Origin of the sequence: Flavobacterium difficile, from assembly GCF_011392115.1 — a bacterium.
Classification (GTDB): Bacteria; Bacteroidota; Bacteroidia; order Flavobacteriales; family Flavobacteriaceae; genus Flavobacterium; species Flavobacterium difficile.
This window is the reverse complement of the sequence record NZ_JAAJBT010000002.1, coordinates 215,138-235,472: the sequence shown is the minus strand read 5'-3', so window position 1 is coordinate 235,472 and position 20,335 is coordinate 215,138. Positions and strand designations below refer to the sequence as shown.

The following is a 20,335-nucleotide window of genomic DNA, read 5'->3' as shown; positions in this document are numbered from 1 at the left end:
AAAACAGGTATTTCTACTCTAAAATATAAAGTTCAAACAGTATAATTTAGTAAAAAAATTAATGATATGAATACTTTCCCCATGTTTGAGAAAAAAGAAAACAATACCTTAAGACTAATTGGTTTGGTTTTATTAGGAATTACAATTTGTATTTATGCTGTTTTGGTAGCTAAATTTTTAATTATATGTTAATAGCTTTTTTTGAATTCAGTTCGGATAATTTTCTCCCATCCTAGTCCTTAGGAAAATCTGATTATTCAATTATATTCAACAGTTCTTTATCTTCTAAATTGTTCGAACTGAATTCAAAAAAAAAAAAAATTACAAATCAATTTCATTTAAAGTAATGATATTATTCTGAATAGCATACACAACTAATCCCGCAATATTTTTTGTTTGGGTTTTTAGCAATAAATTATTTCGATGTCCTTCAGCGGTTCTTGGACTAATACTTAAAATTTCTGCGATTTCAACAGCATTAAATTGTTTGCAAATTAACTTTAAAATTTCAATTTCTCGAGAAGTCAATTGCATACTGTCTAAGTCACTTTTGGCAGACTGTTTTCCAGAAATAATATCTTTGTAAATAACTTTCATCACCTCTTCATTATAATAAAATCCTTTGTTTGCCACCTCATTGATAGTTAAAACAACATCTTCGGGAGAAGCATTTTTTACAATATAAGAAACAGCACCAACTTGAATCATGTTGGAGATAAAAGACGGCGTATTATAACTGGTTAAGGCAATTATTTTAAGTTCAGGAAATTCAGCGTGTAATATTTTAGTAGTTTCCACACCATTTAGATTTGGCATTTTTAAATCGGTAATCACAATATCAGGTAAAGTTTCAGAAGCTTTTAAATAATCTACTAATTCTTGTCCGTCATTTGCTTCGAAAACTATGTTAAAATTAGGTTCACGCTGCAACAAGAATGAAATACCTTTTCTAAAAAGTACTTCATCATCTGCTAAAACAATATTTATTTTTGCGCTCATTTTTTAAAAATTAAATTCAATTTGAACACCTTTATCAATTTCGGATTGAACATTTATGTAACCGCCTAAGAAATTGATTCTACTTTCAATGTTTTGCATTCCGATTCCTCTTTTTTGATTTCCAAAATTGGTCTTAAATCCTACACCATTGTCTGAATAAAAACAAGTATTTTGTTTGTTTTTACTTACAAAAGTAATAGAAATATTTGTGGATTTTCCGTGACGGATTGAATTATTTAGCAATTCTTGTAAGATTCTAAAAATATGCAATTGTTTGTTTGTTTCTAATGAACTAAAATCCAAATCATTAACATACTCAATTTGTACATTTTTAGCCGATGAAAATTCTAACACTAATTCTTCAATAGCCGCATGTAAACCAAACTTTTCGAAAACTGGCGGCAGTAAATCATGAGCAATTCTTCTTGAATTCTCTAGTGCTTTTTTTGTTAAAGTAACAATATTATCAATAATTTCAGCATATTCCGCTTCAGATAAATTTGGGGTTTTAAGCAAATGTGTATTTAAAGAAACTACATTCAATTTAGAGCTAATATCGTCATGTAAATCTTGTGCAATTCGCATTCTTTCATCTTCTTGTGTTTGAATGACCGATTGTAATATTTCTTTTTGATAATGTAATTCTTGATTCTTTTTTTCAACGGCGATTTTTACAATCTTCTTACGAGAAAAGTAAAAGAACAGCACCAAGGTTAAAAAAACACTAAAAAAAGCAAATAAAATAAATAGGAATGCTTTTATAATTTGATCTACAGCAAGATGTGTAACTTCCATATTTATTGAAATTTAAGTTTTTTTAATTGGTATAATAAAATTACAGAATAAACAATATAAACTACATCATAAGAATGCCCAGCTAAATCACTCACAACATCATTAAATTCATTCATATAATCATAATCTATTTGAATACTAGATAATGGCCAAGTTAAATAACAGAAAAACAGAATTGTTTTTAGAGTTAATATTGCAAAATTAGCCCAATATAACTCTTGTTGTGAATTGTATTCATTATATAAATACATTACACTGTAAACTATAATTGGAAAAATGGTTATATAAATATCTTGATAATGAAATACAAAAAAGGAATCCGGAAAGAGTAAATACTTAATTAACAAGTAGCTAACCACAATAATAAGAATAGATTCTACAACATTTCTCCATTTTTTGCTTTCAAATGAGTACGAATAAAATAAACTCAAAAAACCAAACTGCACTAAAAATATAATATTAATAAAAAAATGATTGTATATTCTGAACCATGGATAAAGTTTATCACTAATAAAGTTCAAAAAAACTTCAATTAAAAGAAATAGCGACAATATCTTATAGGGTTTACTTTTATTTTTAAATCCTATAAGATATAATATCGCAATTATAAAAGATAAAATATGTATGTAAAATTTAAATTTCACTTTTATGGAGTATTCAACGGACTTGATGGATCACAATGATTCGGACAAGGTTGTGTGCCGCAATAAATTGAAGAAGTCATGTCTTTTCCATTTACATCAACACCAACAAACATTAATCTTTGTACACCAGTTGCATCTACACCCATGTAGGCTCTAACATTTACTACACCAGCTGTATTTACTAATTGCTGTAACACATTTAAGGGAATTAAATGAGCTTTTGCTAATGGTTTTGGTGGATTGGTTTGCCATGACTTTGCATATGCTTTTGCATCAATTAAGGGGATATTGTAATTTGGCATAATTTTAGTTTTTTTTAGTTAATTATTTAAAAATAACAAAAATTACAATACAAAATACCAAAATTTAACAAAATTTCAAATTAAAACGGAACATCGCTATTTTCATCAAAACTACTATTCATACTGCTACCAAAAGCATCATTTGGCGAAGGAAAATTTGGAGTAGCAAATGGGTTAGCCTGTGCATCTAAATTCATTTTAGATGTAAAAGAATCATCATAAGACATACCAAATTCATCTAAATTATCAAACTTACCGAATTGTCCTAAGAATTTTAAACGAATGTTATCTAAACTACCATTTCTATGCTTTGCTACAATAAATTCAGCTTGATTTGTGGTTGGAGCCGCTTCTTCATCATCCCAGTTATCAATTTTATAATATTCTGGTCGATAAATAAACGATACAATATCGGCATCTTGCTCAATTGCTCCAGATTCACGTAAATCTGATAACAAAGGTCTTTTACTTGAACCACGAGTTTCTACCGCACGAGATAACTGAGAAAGTGCAATTACTGGCACACTTAGTTCTTTCGCTAAAGCTTTCAAACTTCGAGAAATCATCGAAATTTCTTGCTCTCTGTTTCCGCCACCTTTTCCAGAGGTTCCAGCAGACATTAATTGCAAATAATCGATTACAATAAGTTTAATTCCGTGCTGCGAAACCAAACGTCTGGCTTTCGCACGCAAATCGAAAATAGATAACGAAGGCGTATCATCGATATATAATGGCGCTTTTTCTAAATCTTTAACTTTTACGTTTAATTGTTCCCATTCATGAGGTTCTAAATCTCCTTTACGAAGTTTTTCAGAAGTTAATCCGGTTTCACTGGAAATCAAACGCGTGATCAATTGTACAGATGACATCTCAAGGGAAAACAAAGCCACAGGTTCGTTATTTGTGACTGCGATATTTCTGGCCATTGATAATACAAAAGCCGTTTTTCCCATACCTGGTCGAGCAGCAATAATAATTAAATCTGAAGGTTGCCAACCTGATGTTAAATCGTCTAACTTTCTAAAACCTGTTGGAATTCCGGATAAACCTTCTTTATTGGAAATCTCTTCTATACGTTGCTTGGCTTGATTTACTAAACTCTGAGCCGTTTCATAACCTTTTTTAAGATTTCCTTGTGTGATTTCGTACAGATTCGTTTCTGCTGTATCTAGTAGATCGAAAACATCCATTCCTTCATCGTAACAATCTTCTATTAATTTACTAGAAATTGTAATTAAACTTCTTTGAATAAATTTTTGTAGAATAATTCGAGCGTGGAAAACAATATGGGCTGAAGAGGCAATTTTCTGAGTAAGTTGAATCAAGTAAAAATCACTACCAGCCATTTCTAATTTTCCATTTCTTTTCAATTGAGCAGAAACAGTCAATAAATCGATAGGTTGTGGTGGTGTGCTATGAAACAATTGATTAATAGCTTCATAAATATACTTGTGTGCTTCTTTGTAAAAAACATCTGGATTTAATAAATCAATTACTTCACCTGGTGCTTTTATATCAATTAACATAGCTCCTAATACTGCTTCTTCAATATCTACAGCTTGCGGAGGTAATTTACCTTTTTCTAAATTAATAATAGTAGTTTTATCTACTCGAACAGGGTTTATATTTAACGATTTTTCCATAATGCGAATGTAATGTAATTAGTAGAAAAAATAAATTTTACTTGTTAATGAAAAACTGTTAACAACTCGCTACCAATTGTTGATATGTCAAAAAAAATCCGTCTCGTCTATAGAAGTAAACGAAACGGAATTTTTGTAATAATTTATGTATTATTCTGAAAATTCGCCCATATTAGCGTACTTATCCATTCTTTTTGACACTAAATCTTTTGTTGATAAGTCTTTTAACTCGTTGTACGATTTGGTAATATACTTTTCAACAGTTTTGAACATAGTTTCTTTATCACGATGTACACCACCTAGAGGTTCTGGTATGATATCGTCAATTAACTTTTGTTTTTTCATATCGATAGCCGTAAGCTTTAAAGCTTCTGCAGCTTGTTCTTTAAATTCCCAGCTTCTCCATAAAATAGAAGAACAAGATTCTGGAGAAATTACAGAATACCAAGTATTTTCTAACATAAATACCCTATCACCTACTCCAATTCCTAATGCACCGCCAGAAGCGCCTTCACCAATAATAATTGAAATAATAGGTGTTTTTAAACGAGCCATTTCGAAAATATTTCTTGCAATGGCTTCACCTTGTCCGCGCTCTTCTGCTTCTAAACCAGGATAAGCACCTGGAGTATCGATTAAAGTTAAAACTGGAAGATTGAATTTCTCTGCCATTTTCATTAAACGCAAGGCTTTTCGGTAACCTTCTGGATTAGCCATACCAAAATTACGCAATTGACGCATTTTAGTATTAATTCCTTTTTGTTGCCCGATAATCATGTACGACTGGCCGTTGATTCTTCCTAAACCACCCACCATCGCTTTATCATCTTTAAAACTTCTGTCGCCAAATAATTCTAAAAAAGTACCATCAGTTAAATTGGTAATATATTCTAACGTATAAGGTCTGTTAGGATGACGAGACATTTGTACTCTTTGCCAAGCCGTAAGATTTTTATAGATATCTTTTTTGGTTTGTTCTAATTTTTCTTCTAATTGTTTACAAGTTGCAGAAACATCAACATCAGACTCTTGTCCTAAGATAACACATTTTTCTAATTGATCTTCCAGCTCTTTTATTGGCAATTCAAAATCTAAATATTCCATAAAAGTTAGTTTTGTTAAATTTGTTTGTAATTACAAAGATACTATTTAAAAATTATTTGAATACTTTTTGAAACGATATCTAATTATTTTTTTTCTTATTTCTAATTAATCCATTCAAAATCACAGTAATAAGAATTATTGCTGCTCCAATATAAAAAGAGAAACCCATTTGCTCCTTTTTTTCAAAAATTAAAACGGCTAAAGCAATTCCATAAACAGGTTCTAAATTGATGGTAAGCATAACAGTATATGGAGAAATGAACTTCATTACAGACACGGAAGCAATAAAGGCATATGCTGTACAAACAGAAGCCAAAACAAACAACCACATTAAATCTGAAGCTGTTATCATAAAAAATTCTGTTGTAAATTGTCCACTAAAAAGTAAGAAGACACTTAAAAACAATACCCCACCAAATAGTTCGTAAAACGATACAATTGTAGCATCTATTCTTTGGGCAAATTTTCCGTTGATGATAGAAAAACTGGCTGATAAAAAAGCAGATGTTAAGGCTAAAAGCACACCTTGCATCGTACCAGACATATTACTATTTAAACTTGTTTGAATGAAATTAGGTTCTGAAGATTCAATTACAAAATACAAACCTATCAATACAATAAGTCCGAAAAGTATTTCGTACCAAACCATTTTCCTTTTATAAAAAATAGGTTCTAAAATTGATGTAAAAAAGGCTCCAGTAGATAAACAAGCCAACGTAATAGATATGTTTGAAACTTTAATTGCTTTAAAAAAGGTAATCCAATGCAAAGCTATAATTAGTCCCGAAATCAATAATAAACTAATGTCTTTTTTTGTTAATTTAAAACTTGTTTTTTTATATAAAATATAACCAAAAATTAGCAATACTGCTAATGACATACGCCACCAAACTAAAGGCAAAGCATCTAATGAAATTAACTTTCCTAAAACCGCTGTAAATCCCCATATAAATACAATTAAATGAAGATGTAAATTATGTTTAAAATTAACGTCTGGCATTTCGTAACAAATAAAAGGCTAATATTCCAAAAACAATGTTAGGAAACCAAACTGCTAAAAAAGGAGGTATACTAGATTTTTCAGCTAAAGTTCCAAAAATTTTATCAAAAAATACGAAAGAAAATGCCACTAAAATTCCAATGGCAAGATTAACTCCCATTCCGCCTCTTCGTTTCATAGCTGAAACTGCAACAGCAATAATAGTTAATATGAAAGCAGAAGCTGGTAGACTAAATTTCTTATATAAAACTACTAAATAGACATCTAAATTAGAACTTCCTTTGGCTCTTTCTTTATCAATAAACGTTACCAAATCGAAAATATTCATCGTTTCGGCTACATAAATTACCGGAGTTAAATCGTCAGGTTCAAATTCAAACTTTCTTGTTAATTTTTCTTGTTTTTCAATAATATCGCCGTTTTTTCCAACCGATCTTTTCACGTAGTTAAATAAAGTATAATCTTTCGTTTTATCATTATATTTAACTTTGTTGGCGTATAATTTGTATTCTAATTTATTACCGTTAAACTTTTCATAAATGAAATCGAATCCCGTTTTTGATATTACATTATAACTGCTTACATACATGTAATCTGTTGCATTTACTTGACGGAAAATATCTGAAGTTTGACGTTGTTCTACATTTTTTTTAAGATACGTATATCTAAAATCCCAATACTTTTCACTGGCATCTGGCAAAATAAAAAATCCCATCAATAAAGTAACAAAAGAAACTAAAGTAGCACCGATAAGATAAGGTCTTAAAAATCGGGTAAATGAAATTCCGGAACTTAATATAGCAATAATTTCTGTGTTATTGGCCAATTTTGAAGTAAACCAAATGATGGATAAAAACAGAAAAATAGGGAATAATAAATTGGCAAAATAAATGGTAAAACCATAGTAGTAAACCAAAACATCTTTAATAGCCACATTATTTTCAATCATACGATTGATTTTTTCCGACACGTCAATTATAATTCCGATAGGAATAAACATAAACAACATGGCTGTAAATGTGATTAAGTATCTTTTAAATATGTACCAATCTATTTTTTTCATTCTATTTTAGACTTTTTTAGACATTTAAAATTTTAAACATTTAGAATTCTAGAATACATTTAATCTAAAATCTAATATTTCAAAAACTTATAATCTTGTTGTAACTTTTTTAACCATAATTTCTTTCCACGCACGAAAAGTTCCTGCTAAAATTTGTCTTCTAGCTTCACGTACCAACCACATATAAAAACCTAAATTATGTATCGTAGCAATTTGTTTTCCTAAAAGCTCATCAGCAATAAACAAATGTCTTAAATACGCTTTTGAGTAATCTGTATCTACATAGGTGTGCGCCATGCTATCGATAGGAGAAAAATCTTCTTCCCATTTTTTATTTTTGATATTGATAAAACCTTCAGAAGTAAATAACATTCCGTTACGAGCATTTCGAGTTGGCATTACACAATCGAACATATCAATTCCTAAGGCAATATTTTCTAGAATATTAGCTGGAGTTCCTACACCCATTAAATAGCGTGGTTTATCTTTTGGTAAAATGGCTGTAACCACTTCTGTCATGGCATACATTTCTTCTGCTGGTTCACCAACAGAAAGTCCACCAATAGCATTTCCAACTTGATTTCTGCTGGCAATAAATTCTGCAGATTTTGCGCGTAAATCTTTGTACGTACTTCCTTGAACTATTGGAAAAAAAGCTTGAGAATATCCGTATTTAAAAGGTAAAGTTTCTAAATGATTGATACATCTATCTAACCAACGATGCGTCATGTGCATAGAACGTTGAGCATATCTGTAGTCGCAAGGATAAGGTGTACATTCATCGAAAGCCATAATAATATCAGCTCCAATTGTTCGTTGCGTTTCCATTACATTTTCTGGAGAAAAAAAATGATACGAACCATCTAAATGTGACTTAAACTTTACACCTTCTTCTTTAATTTTTCGTCTTCCAGATAAAGAATAAACCTGGTAGCCACCAGAATCGGTTAAAATATTTCGATCCCAATTCATAAATTTATGCAATCCACCTGCTTTTTCTAAAATATCTAATTTTGGTCTTAAATATAAATGATAGGTATTTCCTAAAATAATATCTGGATTTATATCGTTTTTTAATTCACGTTGGTGCACACCTTTCACAGAAGCAACCGTACCAACAGGCATAAAAATAGGTGTTTCAATAACACCGTGATCTGTAGTTATAAGTCCAGCTCTTGCTTGGCTTTGAGCGTCAGTTTTTAATAAATCAAATTTCATTATAGTATTTTAATGGGCAAATATAATTTAAAAGATTAGAAGTTAGAAGTTAGAACTTGGAAGTTTTTATAACTTTACAATAAAATTAACGCTTGAAAGGAATTAATTTAAGATTAATTTTGCAGAAATAAAAAATAATACTAATTTTGCAACCTCTTTAATCAACCTCTGGCGAAAGACGTGTATGTTGCTTAAAATTAATGTTTTATATTGATATTATGTCAAATTTAATGGATTTCGTTCAAAACGAAATGGTAACTAAAAAAGATTTTCCTAATTTTAATGCAGGAGATACAATCACTGTATACTACGAAATTAAAGAAGGTGAAAAAACTAGAACTCAGTTTTTTAAAGGAGTTGTAATTCAGAAAAGAGGTTCTTCTTCTACTGAAACGTTTACGATTCGTAAAATGTCTGGAGCAGTTGGTGTTGAGCGTATCTTCCCAATTAACATGCCAGCTTTACAAAAAATTGAAATGAACCAAAAAGGTAAAGTACGTAGAGCAAGAATTTACTACTTTAGAGAGCTTACTGGTAAAAAAGCAAAAATCAAAGAAAGAAGAGGTTAATCTTTTTATTTGTTCTTATAAAAATCCCGATAATATCGGGATTTTTTTTTATCCTTAATTTAAGAGCTAAAATTTATCAAATATGTATTTTTTTTGACATAAAATATGAATTCATAAAATTCATCAAATTTTACTGCTTACCAATTAATCTAGTCTTTAATTTATTATATTTGCTAACCTATAATTTAAGAAACAAACAAACAATATAAATTATGTCAAAAATTTTTTATACCATTACGGATGAAGCTCCTATGCTTGCCACACATTCGTTATTACCTATCGTAAAAGCGTTTACCAAAAGTGCAAATATAGAAATGGAAACCAGAGACATTTCTTTGGCAGCAAGAATACTATCCAACTTTCCGGAATACTTAAATGACAACCAAAAAGTAGCTGACAATTTAGCCGAACTTGGCTTATTAGCTACAACACCAGAAGCAAATATTATAAAACTTCCTAACATATCTGCATCTGTTTCGCAATTAAAAGAAGCTATTTCAGAATTACAAACTTTAGGATTTAATATCCCAAACTTCCCAGAAGATCCACAAAACGATAGTGAAAAAGAAATCAAATCAAAATACAGTAAAGTACTTGGTTCTGCAGTAAATCCTGTCTTACGAGAAGGAAATTCTGACCGAAGAGCGCCAAAAGCAGTAAAAAATTATGCCAAAGTGAATCCTCATAAAATGGGAATTTGGACAGCAGATAGCCAAACAGAAGTGGCTCACATGAATGAAGGCGATTTTTATGGCACAGAAACATCTACAACAGTAGAAACTGATTCTAAATTCAGAATTGTTTTTGAAAATACAGACGGAACCTCAACGGTTTTAAAAGATTTTGCCAACTTAAAAGCTGGTGAAATAATTGATAGTTCTGTAATGAATTTAAAAGCTTTAAAAGCTTATTCTAAAAAAACTATAGCTTACGCAAAAGAGAAAAACGTAATGCTTTCTGCACATTTGAAAGCAACCATGATGAAAATTTCTGATCCCATTATTTTTGGAGCTATCGTGGAAACGTATTTTGAAGAAGTATACACTAAATATGCTGACTTATTCAAATCATTAGACATCCATCCAAATAATGGTTTACAAGATTTATACAATAAAATTGCTGGAATTTCTGAAGAAAATGCCATTAAAAATGACTTAGCCACAGCTTTAGCAAATGGACCAAAAGTGGCCATGGTAAATTCAGATAAAGGAATTACTAATTTTCACGTTTCTTCTGATGTTATTGTAGATGCTTCAATGGCTGCCTTAGCGAGAAGCGGTGGAAAAATGTGGAACAAGGAAGGAAAAGAAGAAGATACCATTGCCATGATCCCAGATCGTTCATATGCCGGATTTTATAGTGCAGTTATTGACGACATGAAAAAACACGGTGCTTTAGATCCAAAAACAATGGGTTCTGTTCCAAATGTTGGATTAATGGCTCAAAAAGCAGAAGAATATGGCTCTCATGACAAAACGTTTCAATTATTTGCAAACGGAACTGTTAAAGTGGAAAATGAAAACGGAGAAACATTACTTTCTCAAAATGTAGAAACTGGTGATATTTTCAGAATGTGCCAAACCAAAGACGCTCCTATTCAAGATTGGGTAAAATTAGCAGTTAACAGAGCGCGTTTATCAGACACACCTGCCATATTTTGGTTAGACAAAGACAGAGCTCACGATAGAGAAATTATCAAGAAAGTTGAAAAATACTTAAAAAATTTCGACACAACCGGATTAGACATCCGAATTTTAGATGTTAAAGACGCGATGACTGAAACGCTAAAAAGAATTAGAGAAGGAAAAGACACTATTTCTGTTTCTGGAAACGTTTTACGTGATTATTTAACCGATTTATTTCCAATTTTAGAATTAGGAACATCTGCAAAAATGCTTTCAATTGTACCTTTAATGAATGGTGGTGGATTGTTTGAAACCGGTGCTGGTGGATCTGCTCCAAAACACGTAGAACAATTTACTGAAGAAGGCTATTTACGTTGGGACTCGTTAGGAGAATTTTTAGCCTTACAAGCCTCTTTAGAACATTTGGCACAAACTCAAAATAATCCTAAAGCACAAATTTTAGCAGATACATTAGACGAAGCCAATGCTAAATTCCTAGCCAATGATAAATCTCCTGCAAGAAAAGTTGGGGAAATTGATAACAGAGGTTCTCATTTTTATTTAGCCTTATATTGGGCTCAAGCTTTGGCCGCGCAAAATAATAACACAGAATTAAAAGCACACTTCGAACCTATTGCTGCAGCACTAACTGCAAATGAAGCAAAAATTGATGCTGAGTTAATTGCCGCACAAGGCAAAAAACAAGAAATTGCTGGATACTATCATCCAAATGAAAACTTGTTAAATATTGCTATGCGACCAAGTACAACTCTAAATGACATAATAAATAAAATGTAATTTTTGTTAATTATAACTATTTGAAGGCGATGTAAAATTAATTACATCGCCTTTTTATTAACTTCTACTTAACATCTGATTCGTAACAATTGTCCGAAATTTGCGTCAAACTTTGAAACAAATTACAATGAAAAAATACCACTTTCTTATATTCCTATTTTCATTTATAATTACTTCCGCTTTTTCGCAAGAGAAATTCACACTTAGTGGAGTGGTTAAAGATAAAAATTCTAACGAAACATTAATTGGAGTTACTATTTCATTTGAAAATGAAGGAATTACAAGAACCTCTACTACAAATGAATATGGATTTTACTCCATTTCATTACCAAAAGGCGACTACATTATCCAAATTAATTCTTTAAGTTACACCGGACTTACTGAAACTATATCCTTAAATTCTAACCAAAAAAAGGATTTTACTTTGTTAGAGAAAAGTAACGAAATTGAACAAGTTATAGTGAATGGAAATGCTAAAAAACTTAAAATAGACAAACCTGAAATGAGTGTGAATAAATTAAGTATCGCACAAATAAAAGCCATGCCAGCCATTTTAGGAGAGGTAGATGTAATCAAATCCATTTTAACTTTACCGGGTGTAACCAATGCTGGTGAAGGACAATCAGGTTTTAATGTTCGTGGTGGTGCAGCCGATCAAAACTTAATACTTTTAGATGAAGCCACAATTTATAATTCTTCACATTTATTCGGATTTTTCTCTGTTTTCAATGCCGATGCGATAAAAGACTTAAAACTGTATAAAGGTGGAATTCCTGCTCGATTTGGAGGAAGAGTAGCCTCTGTTTTAGACATTTATCAAAAAGAAGGAAATAGTAAAAAATTTGGGATGACCGGTGGAATCGGATTAATTTCGAGTAGAATACTAGCTGAAGGCCCGATAGTTAAAGACAAAGGATCCTTTTTAGTTGCAGGAAGAAGCAGTTATGCCCATTTATTTTTAAAATTAGCTGACAACGAAAACTCAGCTTATTTTTATGATTTAAACACCAAAATTAATTACAAACTTAACGAAAATAACAACTTATTTCTTTCAGGATATTTCGGTAGAGATGTATTTGACATTAACCAACAATTTGTTAATACTTACGGAAATTCTGTTTTAAATGTGCGTTGGAATCACTTGTTCAATGATAAATTATTTTCAAATGCTTCTTTCATTTATAGCGATTACTACTATGGTTTAACTTTAGATTTTATTGGTTTCAATTGGGAAAGTGGCATTAAAAATTATAATTTCAAATACGATTTTAAACACTATTTTTCTGATAACTTCAAACTGTTTTATGGCGCAAATGCCATTTATTACGATTTTAATCCTGGAAAAATTGAACCTATAGATTCGGAATCTGGAATTAACGAAAAACAATTAGCCAAAAAACACGCTTTCGAACCTGCGTTTTATATCGATGCCGAACAAAAACTAACAGATAAGCTTTCTATTAATTATGGTTTAAGATACAGTATGTTTTATAGATTAGGAGCAGAAACTGTAAATATTTATGCCAATAATCAACCGGTAACTTACGATGCCGATTTAGGAATTTACGAAAAAGCAACTCCAATAGACACTAAATACTATGGTAAAAACCAAACAATTGCCAGCTTTGACAATTTAGAACCGAGAATAGCCATTGCTTACACCCTTAACGAAAAGCAATCTGTAAAAGCAAGTTACAACAGAATGAGTCAGTATTTACATTTAATTTCTAACACCCAATCGCCTACTCCATTAGATGTTTGGACGCCAAGTGATGACTTTTTAAAACCTCAGATTTTAGATCAATTTGCAGTTGGATATTTCAAAAATATTAAAGATGGCGATTATACTTTAGAAGTTGAATCTTTTTACAAAACAGTAAAAAATAGATTAGACTATATTGACGGTGCCGATTTAATTGCCAACGAAGCCATTGAACAAGTATTACTTCCAGGAAAAACTCGCGCTTACGGATTAGAAGTTATGGTTAAGAAAAATGTCGGTAACCTTTCGGGTTGGGTTTCTTACACACTTTCTCGCTCTGAACAATTAACAGAAGGAAGAACGCCAATAGAAACAGGAATAAACAATGGAAATTGGTACAAAACAGGTTGGGATAAAACGCACAACATTTACGTAACTGGAATGTATAAATTAAACGAAAAATGGAGTTTTGGAAGTATTTTCACCTATCAAACCGGGCAACCAGTTACTTTTCCAACGGCGCAATATCAATACCAAGGTATAAATGTTCCTGTATATGGAAATAGAAATGAAGATAATTTACCAGCTTATCATCGTATAGACGTTTCTGCTACTTTAAATCCGACCAAAAATAAAGATAGAAAATGGCAAGGTGAATGGGTTTTTTCAATTTATAATCTTTACGGAAGAAGAAATGCCGCATCCATAAATTTCAGACAAAACCAAGATACCGGATCAAACGAAGCCGTTAGACTTTCAATTTTCGGAATTGTACCAAGTGTGACTTATAATTTTAAATTTTAAAATAATGAAAACAAGTATAAAATATATAATTTTTGCCTTTAGCTTTGCTTTTTTTAGTTGCGAAGATGTTGTAAATGTTGATTTAAATAATAGTGAACCCAAACTTGTGATAGATGCATCCATTAAATGGGAAAAAGGTACTTCAGGAAATAATCAAACGATTCGTTTAACAACAACAGGCGATTATTTTAACAATTCTGTTCCTGCAGCTAATGGCGCTATTGTAACCATTACTGATTCTAATGCTGTTGTATACAACTTTATTGAAGATGGCACAACTGGAATCTATAAATGCACCAATTTTAACCCTGTATTAAATGGTATTTACACACTTTCTGTAAGTTATTTGGGGCAAGTTTATACGGCTACCGATCAGTTATATCCTGTACCAACCATCACAACAATTGAACAAGATTTAAACGGAATTACTGGAAATGAAATCGAATTAAAATTCAACTTTCAAGATAATGGAACTCAAGAAAATTTCTATTTAGAAGAATACAAAGTTCCCTTTAGACCTTTTCCTCTTTTAGGTGTTTTTAATGATGAATTTACTAATGGAAATCAAATGTTTTCTTTAATTATTGATGAAGACATAAAAGCTGGGCAAAACATCAATTTTACTTTACACGGTATTTCAGAGCGTTATCATAATTATATGAATATTTTAATTGGAATTTCCGGCGGATTAAGTAATGGTCCATTCAGTACGCCGCCAGCAACGGTAAAAGGAAATATCATCAACCAAACGAATCCTGTTGATTATCCTCTAGGGTATTTCAGATTGTCTGAAGTGGATGTGAGAAATTATGTAGTGCAATAATAAAAATCATTATTAATTTTAAACACAGATTTAGGAAATTATATTAATTTTATAATTCCTTAAATCTGTGTTTCTTTTTTCATCAAATTCCAAAAATCAATAAAAAAGAATATCTTTGAAGTAAGTATAAATTCAAACAAGAAACTTGAAACTTGAAACTAGAAACATAAAAACATGTCATCACATCACATTGTCCGAGACGATCAAGAGCCTGCTTTAATTATTGCGAATGGTTTAGCCTGCAATTCAGAATTATTAGGACAACTTTTAGAATGGTCGCCTTACGTAATTGTGTTAGATTCTGCCATAGAACGTGTAGTGGAATTAGGTATAAAAGTAGATGTTTTATTAGGCGACTTCGATAGAGATTTTGACGCACAATTTTATAAAGAAAACCATTATCCCATAGAAATTGTTCACACGCCAGATCAAAATAAAACCGATTTACAAAAAGCATTTGATTTTCTAATAGCAAAAGGTCATAAAGCCGTAAATGTGGTTTGGGCAACAGGCAAACGTGCCGATCATACATTAAACAATTTTTCTACATTAGTAGCTTACAGAAATCAATTAAAAGTGGTGCTGTTTGATGATCATTCGAAAGTGTTTTTACTTTCTAATTCTTTTAAAAAATGGTATCCAAAAGATGCTATTATTTCTTTAATTCCTTTAGGAAAAGTAGCAGGGATAACTACTGAAAACTTATTTTATCCACTACAAAATGAAAGTTTAGAATTAGGCTACAGAACCGGAAGTAGTAACCACGTGGCAGAAGATGGAATAGTAACTATAACACACGAAAGTGGAAATTTACTATTAATTGAAAGCTTCGAATAAGTAATGTAAATTAAGATTCATTATAAACTATTCAATTTGTAACTCTTGTTACAATATACTTTTAGAAGTTGCGTTAGATTTACTTAAACAAATCTTAAAATATAATGAAAAAAATATTTCTAATAGTATTACTATTTGCCCTTTCCTTTACTTTCGGACAACAAAAATCTTTTACAAGTTCTGTAGAAACTGCTAAAACAGAAAACAAAAAAGTTTTACTTTATTTTTCTGGATCTGATTGGTGTGCACCTTGCGTGAAATTTAAAAAATTCATTGTAAACACTCCTGAATTTCAAACTTTTGCTACTGCTAATTTAGTTATTTATAATGCGGATTTCCCAAGACTTTCAAAAAATAAATTAGCAAAAGAAGTTGAAAAAGAAAACGAAACGTTAGCAGACAAATACAATTCAAAAGGAATATTTCCTTTAATCCTATTATTAGATACAGAAGGAAATGTTTTAAAAAAATGGGAAGAATTTCCAAAAGAAACGGTGGAAGAATTTATTGGAAAACTGAAAGAATAATGCGTTACAAAAAGAATCTAAAATTGATGGGAAATCGGTTTGAGATTTCTATTGTGGCTGATGATGAAAACTTCGCTTATCAAAATATAGATTTAGCTGTTGCTGAAATTAGCAGAATTGAAAAACTACTGACCACATTTTCAACGGAAAGCATTACATATCAAATTAATGAAAATGCAGGAATACAACCGGTTGAAGTTCCAAAAGAAGTGTACGATTTAATTTTTCGATGTCAAATGATATCAAAAATGACTCAAGGCGCTTTTGATATTAGTTACGGAAGCATCGATAAAAAATTCTGGAATTTCGACATAAACATGACGGCTTTACCAGATAAAAATGAAGCAAAAAAAGCAGTAGCTCTAATCAATTACGAAAACATCATTCTGAATGAAAAGGATCAAACTGTTTTTTTAAAAAACAAAGGCATGCGAATTGGTTTTGGAGGAATTGGAAAAGGCTACGCCGCAGAATGTGCCAAAAAAATAGTAAAACTAAATGGAATTGAAAGTGGTATCATAAATGCAGCAGGAGATTTAACCGCTTGGGGATTTCAGGAAAATGGAACACCTTGGACAATCGGAATTGCCGATCCAAATAAAAAAGAAAGTATATTTTCTACTTTTAATATTACCAATACATCTGTAGCGACTTCTGGAAACTATGAAAAATATGTAGTGATAGACGGGAAAAAATATTCTCACACGATTGATCCAAAAACAGGGTATCCTATTTCAGGCATTAAAAGTGTCACCATAATTGCAGAAAACGCAGAAATTGCTGATGCTTTAGCTACTCCAGTTACTGTAATGGGAATTGAAGTGGGCTTAAACTTTATCAACCAAATTCCGAATATAGGATGCATTATTATCGACGATTATGATAAAACCTATTGTTCTAAAAACATAAATATTACTTAAAATAAAATGATATATCGCTTTAAGCGAGTAAATAAACCAAATTCTAAACATAAAAGCTATGAGTAAAAAGATAATATTCGTTTGGGCTTTAGTAACTCTAGCCAGTTGCTCGCAAGTCAAAGAATACCAAAAATCAAAAATAAATGATTCAGATATGGAATTAGCCGCAAAAAAATCTGAGAAATTCGAAAACACATTTATGTTGTATCGCGAAGCAAGTTCTGGTGCCAATGGTGGAAAAACCGGCGGTGGATGTGGTTGTAATTAATAAAATTAACTAATGAAAAAACGTATTATATCAGCCGCCTTCTTGGCATTTTTATTTTCTAATGCCATAAAAGCACAAGACACTAAAACCGATTCAACTGCCTATAAAAAACAAAAACTTAAAATTGAAGAAGTTAATTTTATTTCCAGTTATTATTCGCAAGATGGACAAAACTCTGCTGTAACTGGCGGTGTGGGAACTGAAAAATTAACAGATATTGCTACTACTTTAGACATTAAAGTGTCGCGTTATAACAAAAATCTTAACAAACAAACTTTTGGTTTTGAATTAGGAGTAGATTCCTATACCTCCGCTTCATCAGATAATATAGATCCAAGTACGGTTACTTCCGCTTCTTATCAAGATGTTCGTGTGTATCCATCGTTAAATTATTCGGTAGAAAATGAAGAAAAAGGTAGAATTTACAGCGCTGGAATTTCTACTTCTGCAGAATACGATTATTTTTCAGTTGGAGGAAATATTGGATTCACGCAACTTTCTAAAGACAAAAACAGAGAATTATCTTTAAAAGCAATGGTTTTTTTCGATACTTGGAAAGTAATCTTACCTATTGAATTAAGAGATAATCCAGACAATCCGAATTACAAACAAAACGATTCGAAACCCAGAACTTCCTATAATTTAGGACTAACATTTTCTCAAATTGTAAATAAAAATTTCCAAATGGCACTTTTAGTCGATGCAGGCTATCAGCAAGGATTATTAGCAACAAAATTCAATAGAGTATATTTTAACGATATACTTGCAACAGTTAAATCTGAGAATTTACCCGATACACGTTTTAAATTACCAATCGGATTGCGAACTAGCTACTTTTTAGGAGACCATATCATTTTAAGAGGATTTTACAGATACTATTTTGACAATTGGGATATCAAATCGCATACCTTTAGTTTTGAACCTACTATCAAATTATCTGCGTTTTCATCACTTTCTATTCCGTATAGATATTATGTACAAACCTCTGCAGAATATTTCAAACCGATTTTCCAACATCAGTTAAATCAGGAATTCTTTACAAGTGATTTCGATTTATCAGCCTTTTCAAGTAATATGATAGGTTTAGGATATAAAATCACAGATTCCAATAAAGGATTATTTCTTGCGAAACACTTTAACAGTTTAGAATTACGATACGGCTATTACCACAGAAATAATGGCTTAGCTTCACACATTCTAACTTTAGCCATGAAGTTCAAATAAATAAAAAGGCGATTTCCAAAAGAAATCGCCTTACTTTTAACTTGGCTCTTTTAACTTCACTCTTTTTACTTGGCTCTTTTTACTTGACTCTTTTTACTTGGCTCTTTTAACTTGGCTCTTTTAACTTCACTCTTTTTACTTGACTCTTTTTACTTGACTCTTTTTACTTGACTCTTTTTACTTGACTCTTTTTACTTGACTCTTTTTACTTGACTCTTTTTACTTGACTCTTTTTACTTGGCTCTTTTTACTTGGCTCTTTTTACTTGACTCTTTTTACTTGACTTTTTTTACTTGGCTCTTTTTACTTGACTCTTTTTACTTGACTCTTTTTACTTGACTTTTTTTACTTGGCTCTTTTTACTTGACTCTTTTTACTTGACTCTTTTTACTTGGCTCTTTTTACTTGACTCTTTTTACTTGCCTCTTTTTACTTGGCTCTTTTTACTTGACTCTTTTTACTTGGCTCTTTTTACTTGACTCTTTATACTTGGCTCTTCATTTACGAAGCTGTTCCTTATACATTTCAAAATTCGCTTTATCTTTTTCTGACAAAACCGGTTCGTTTACTGGATATTTTTGCAATTCTTCCCACATAATTTTCGCCACTAAATAACGTGCCATATCTTTATCATCAGCAGGAATAATATACCAAGGTGCTTTTTCATTAGAAGTTTTATTTAAAATTTCTTCGTAATACTTCATATAATCGTCCCAAAATCCTCTTTCTTTCAAATCGCCTGATGAAAATTTCCATTGATGGTTTTCATCTTCCAATCGCTTTAGCAAACGCTTTTTTTGTTCGTTTTTACTCATATAAAAGAAAAACTTCATCACAATCGTTCCATTTTGAGTAATATGCTTTTCGAAATTATTAATTTGTTCGAAACGGTTTTCCCAAAATTCAGGTTGAATATCTGCAACATTTTCGATTCCAGGTAAATTTTCATTCAAAATATATTCTGGATGCACGCGAGTCACCAACAAATTTTCATAATGAGTTCTATTGAAAACCGCAAACTTACCTTTTTCAGGCAAAGCCAAATAATGACGCCATAAATAATCGTGCTCCAATTCGGTACTATTTGGTGTTTTAAAACTGTGCACCACTACTCCACGCGGATTAAATTCCTTAAAAACTTCTCGAATCAAACTGTCTTTTCCGCTCGTATCCATACCTTGTAAACCAATCAAAACGCCATATCTATTGTGTGCATACATGATATCTTGCCATTCACTCAACTTGTTTCGAAGTTGATCTAGTTCTTCCTCTTTCTTATCATCATCCCAAAAACTATCCAATTCTGTTTTATAATCTGATAATTTTATTTGTTTTGTCACTTTATAATCTTCTAAACTGAAATTTTCCATATTTTTACGTTTATTATTTGAAGCTATTTCCTGCTATCCGCTATATTCCCGATGAAAAATCGGGAGATGCCGCTACTATCAGGGCTAGACATTCGTTTTC

20 protein-coding genes are annotated in these 20,335 nt (G+C 31.2%); 10 read left to right on the top strand and 10 right to left on the bottom strand.

Features of this window, described 5'->3' with window-relative positions:
• Positions 1–66 precede the first annotated feature (66 nt).
• Positions 67–192 carry a hypothetical protein gene (locus G4D72_RS13470; protein WP_262887215.1) on the top strand — a complete coding sequence of 42 codons (126 nt, stop codon included), beginning with the start codon at positions 67–69 and terminating at the stop codon, positions 190–192.
• Between the two features lie 129 nt (positions 193–321).
• Here the strand turns inward: G4D72_RS13470 and G4D72_RS03975 are convergent, their stop codons facing one another.
• The 9 genes from G4D72_RS03975 to tgt all read right to left on the bottom strand — a co-directional run bounded on the left by G4D72_RS03975 (position 322) and on the right by tgt (position 8,768).
• Positions 322–999, bottom strand: coding sequence for a response regulator transcription factor (locus tag G4D72_RS03975; protein ID WP_166076323.1), 678 nt, complete (start codon positions 997–999; stop codon positions 322–324).
• A 3-nt stretch (positions 1,000–1,002) separates the two neighbouring features.
• A complete protein-coding gene (locus tag G4D72_RS03970) occupies positions 1,003–1,794 on the bottom strand; it encodes a sensor histidine kinase (protein ID WP_166076322.1) in 792 nt (263 codons plus the stop codon).
• A 2-nt stretch (positions 1,795–1,796) separates the two neighbouring features.
• Positions 1,797–2,045, bottom strand: coding sequence for a hypothetical protein (locus G4D72_RS03965; RefSeq protein WP_166076321.1), 249 nt, complete (start codon positions 2,043–2,045; stop codon positions 1,797–1,799).
• A 395-nt stretch (positions 2,046–2,440) separates the two neighbouring features.
• Positions 2,441–2,740: a hypothetical protein gene (locus G4D72_RS03960; protein WP_166076320.1), complete on the bottom strand. Its 300-nt coding sequence runs from the start codon at positions 2,738–2,740 to the stop codon at positions 2,441–2,443.
• A gap of 80 nt (positions 2,741–2,820) precedes the next feature.
• Positions 2,821–4,383, bottom strand: a complete 1,563-nt coding sequence (gene dnaB / locus G4D72_RS03955) for a replicative DNA helicase (protein WP_166076319.1) — start codon at positions 4,381–4,383, stop codon at positions 2,821–2,823.
• Positions 4,384–4,533: 150 nt separating this feature from the next.
• Positions 4,534–5,487, bottom strand: coding sequence for an acetyl-CoA carboxylase carboxyltransferase subunit alpha (locus G4D72_RS03950; RefSeq protein ID WP_166076318.1), 954 nt, complete (start codon positions 5,485–5,487; stop codon positions 4,534–4,536).
• A 79-nt stretch (positions 5,488–5,566) separates the two neighbouring features.
• Positions 5,567–6,487 (bottom strand): DMT family transporter, encoded by a 921-nt coding sequence (locus G4D72_RS03945; RefSeq protein WP_166076317.1) that lies wholly within the window; start codon positions 6,485–6,487, stop codon positions 5,567–5,569.
• The gene (locus G4D72_RS03940) at positions 6,474–7,550 is read right to left on the bottom strand and encodes an LptF/LptG family permease (RefSeq protein WP_166076316.1); all 1,077 of its coding nucleotides are present in this window, start codon (positions 7,548–7,550) and stop codon (positions 6,474–6,476) included. Before G4D72_RS03940 ends, G4D72_RS03945 begins: the two co-directional genes overlap by 14 nt.
• 87 nt (positions 7,551–7,637) lie before the next feature.
• Positions 7,638–8,768: a tRNA guanosine(34) transglycosylase Tgt gene (tgt, locus tag G4D72_RS03935; RefSeq protein ID WP_166076315.1), complete on the bottom strand. Its 1,131-nt coding sequence runs from the start codon at positions 8,766–8,768 to the stop codon at positions 7,638–7,640.
• A gap of 218 nt (positions 8,769–8,986) precedes the next feature.
• On the opposite strand from tgt, the gene rplS reads away from it, so the two are divergent.
• From rplS to G4D72_RS03890, 9 genes are all read left to right on the top strand, one after another.
• The gene (gene rplS / locus G4D72_RS03930) at positions 8,987–9,337 is read left to right on the top strand and encodes a 50S ribosomal protein L19 (RefSeq protein WP_166076314.1); all 351 of its coding nucleotides are present in this window, start codon (positions 8,987–8,989) and stop codon (positions 9,335–9,337) included.
• Between the two features lie 212 nt (positions 9,338–9,549).
• Positions 9,550–11,760, top strand: a complete 2,211-nt coding sequence (locus G4D72_RS03925; protein WP_166076313.1) for an NADP-dependent isocitrate dehydrogenase — start codon at positions 9,550–9,552, stop codon at positions 11,758–11,760.
• A 127-nt stretch (positions 11,761–11,887) separates the two neighbouring features.
• A complete protein-coding gene (locus tag G4D72_RS03920; RefSeq protein WP_166076312.1) occupies positions 11,888–14,266 on the top strand; it encodes a TonB-dependent receptor in 2,379 nt (792 codons plus the stop codon).
• A gap of 4 nt (positions 14,267–14,270) precedes the next feature.
• Complete coding sequence (locus G4D72_RS03915; protein ID WP_166076311.1) at positions 14,271–15,089, top strand: DUF4249 domain-containing protein; 819 nt, start codon at positions 14,271–14,273, stop codon at positions 15,087–15,089.
• A gap of 174 nt (positions 15,090–15,263) precedes the next feature.
• Positions 15,264–15,926: a thiamine diphosphokinase gene (locus tag G4D72_RS03910; RefSeq protein ID WP_166076310.1), complete on the top strand. Its 663-nt coding sequence runs from the start codon at positions 15,264–15,266 to the stop codon at positions 15,924–15,926.
• Between the two features lie 104 nt (positions 15,927–16,030).
• Entirely contained in the window at positions 16,031–16,453 is a 423-nt protein-coding gene (locus G4D72_RS03905; protein WP_166076309.1) for a thioredoxin family protein, read from the top strand.
• Entirely contained in the window at positions 16,396–17,373 is a 978-nt protein-coding gene (locus G4D72_RS03900; RefSeq protein WP_317165224.1) for an FAD:protein FMN transferase, read from the top strand. Before G4D72_RS03905 ends, G4D72_RS03900 begins: the two co-directional genes overlap by 58 nt.
• 58 nt (positions 17,374–17,431) lie before the next feature.
• Positions 17,432–17,641: a DUF4266 domain-containing protein gene (locus G4D72_RS03895; protein WP_166076308.1), complete on the top strand. Its 210-nt coding sequence runs from the start codon at positions 17,432–17,434 to the stop codon at positions 17,639–17,641.
• Positions 17,642–17,653: 12 nt separating this feature from the next.
• Complete coding sequence (locus G4D72_RS03890) at positions 17,654–18,865, top strand: DUF3570 domain-containing protein (RefSeq protein WP_166076307.1); 1,212 nt, start codon at positions 17,654–17,656, stop codon at positions 18,863–18,865.
• Between the two features lie 497 nt (positions 18,866–19,362).
• Here G4D72_RS03890 and G4D72_RS03885 read toward each other — a convergent pair whose 3' ends face one another.
• Complete coding sequence (locus G4D72_RS03885) at positions 19,363–20,235, bottom strand: PPK2 family polyphosphate kinase (RefSeq protein ID WP_166076306.1); 873 nt, start codon at positions 20,233–20,235, stop codon at positions 19,363–19,365.
• Positions 20,236–20,335: the final 100 nt, after the last annotated feature.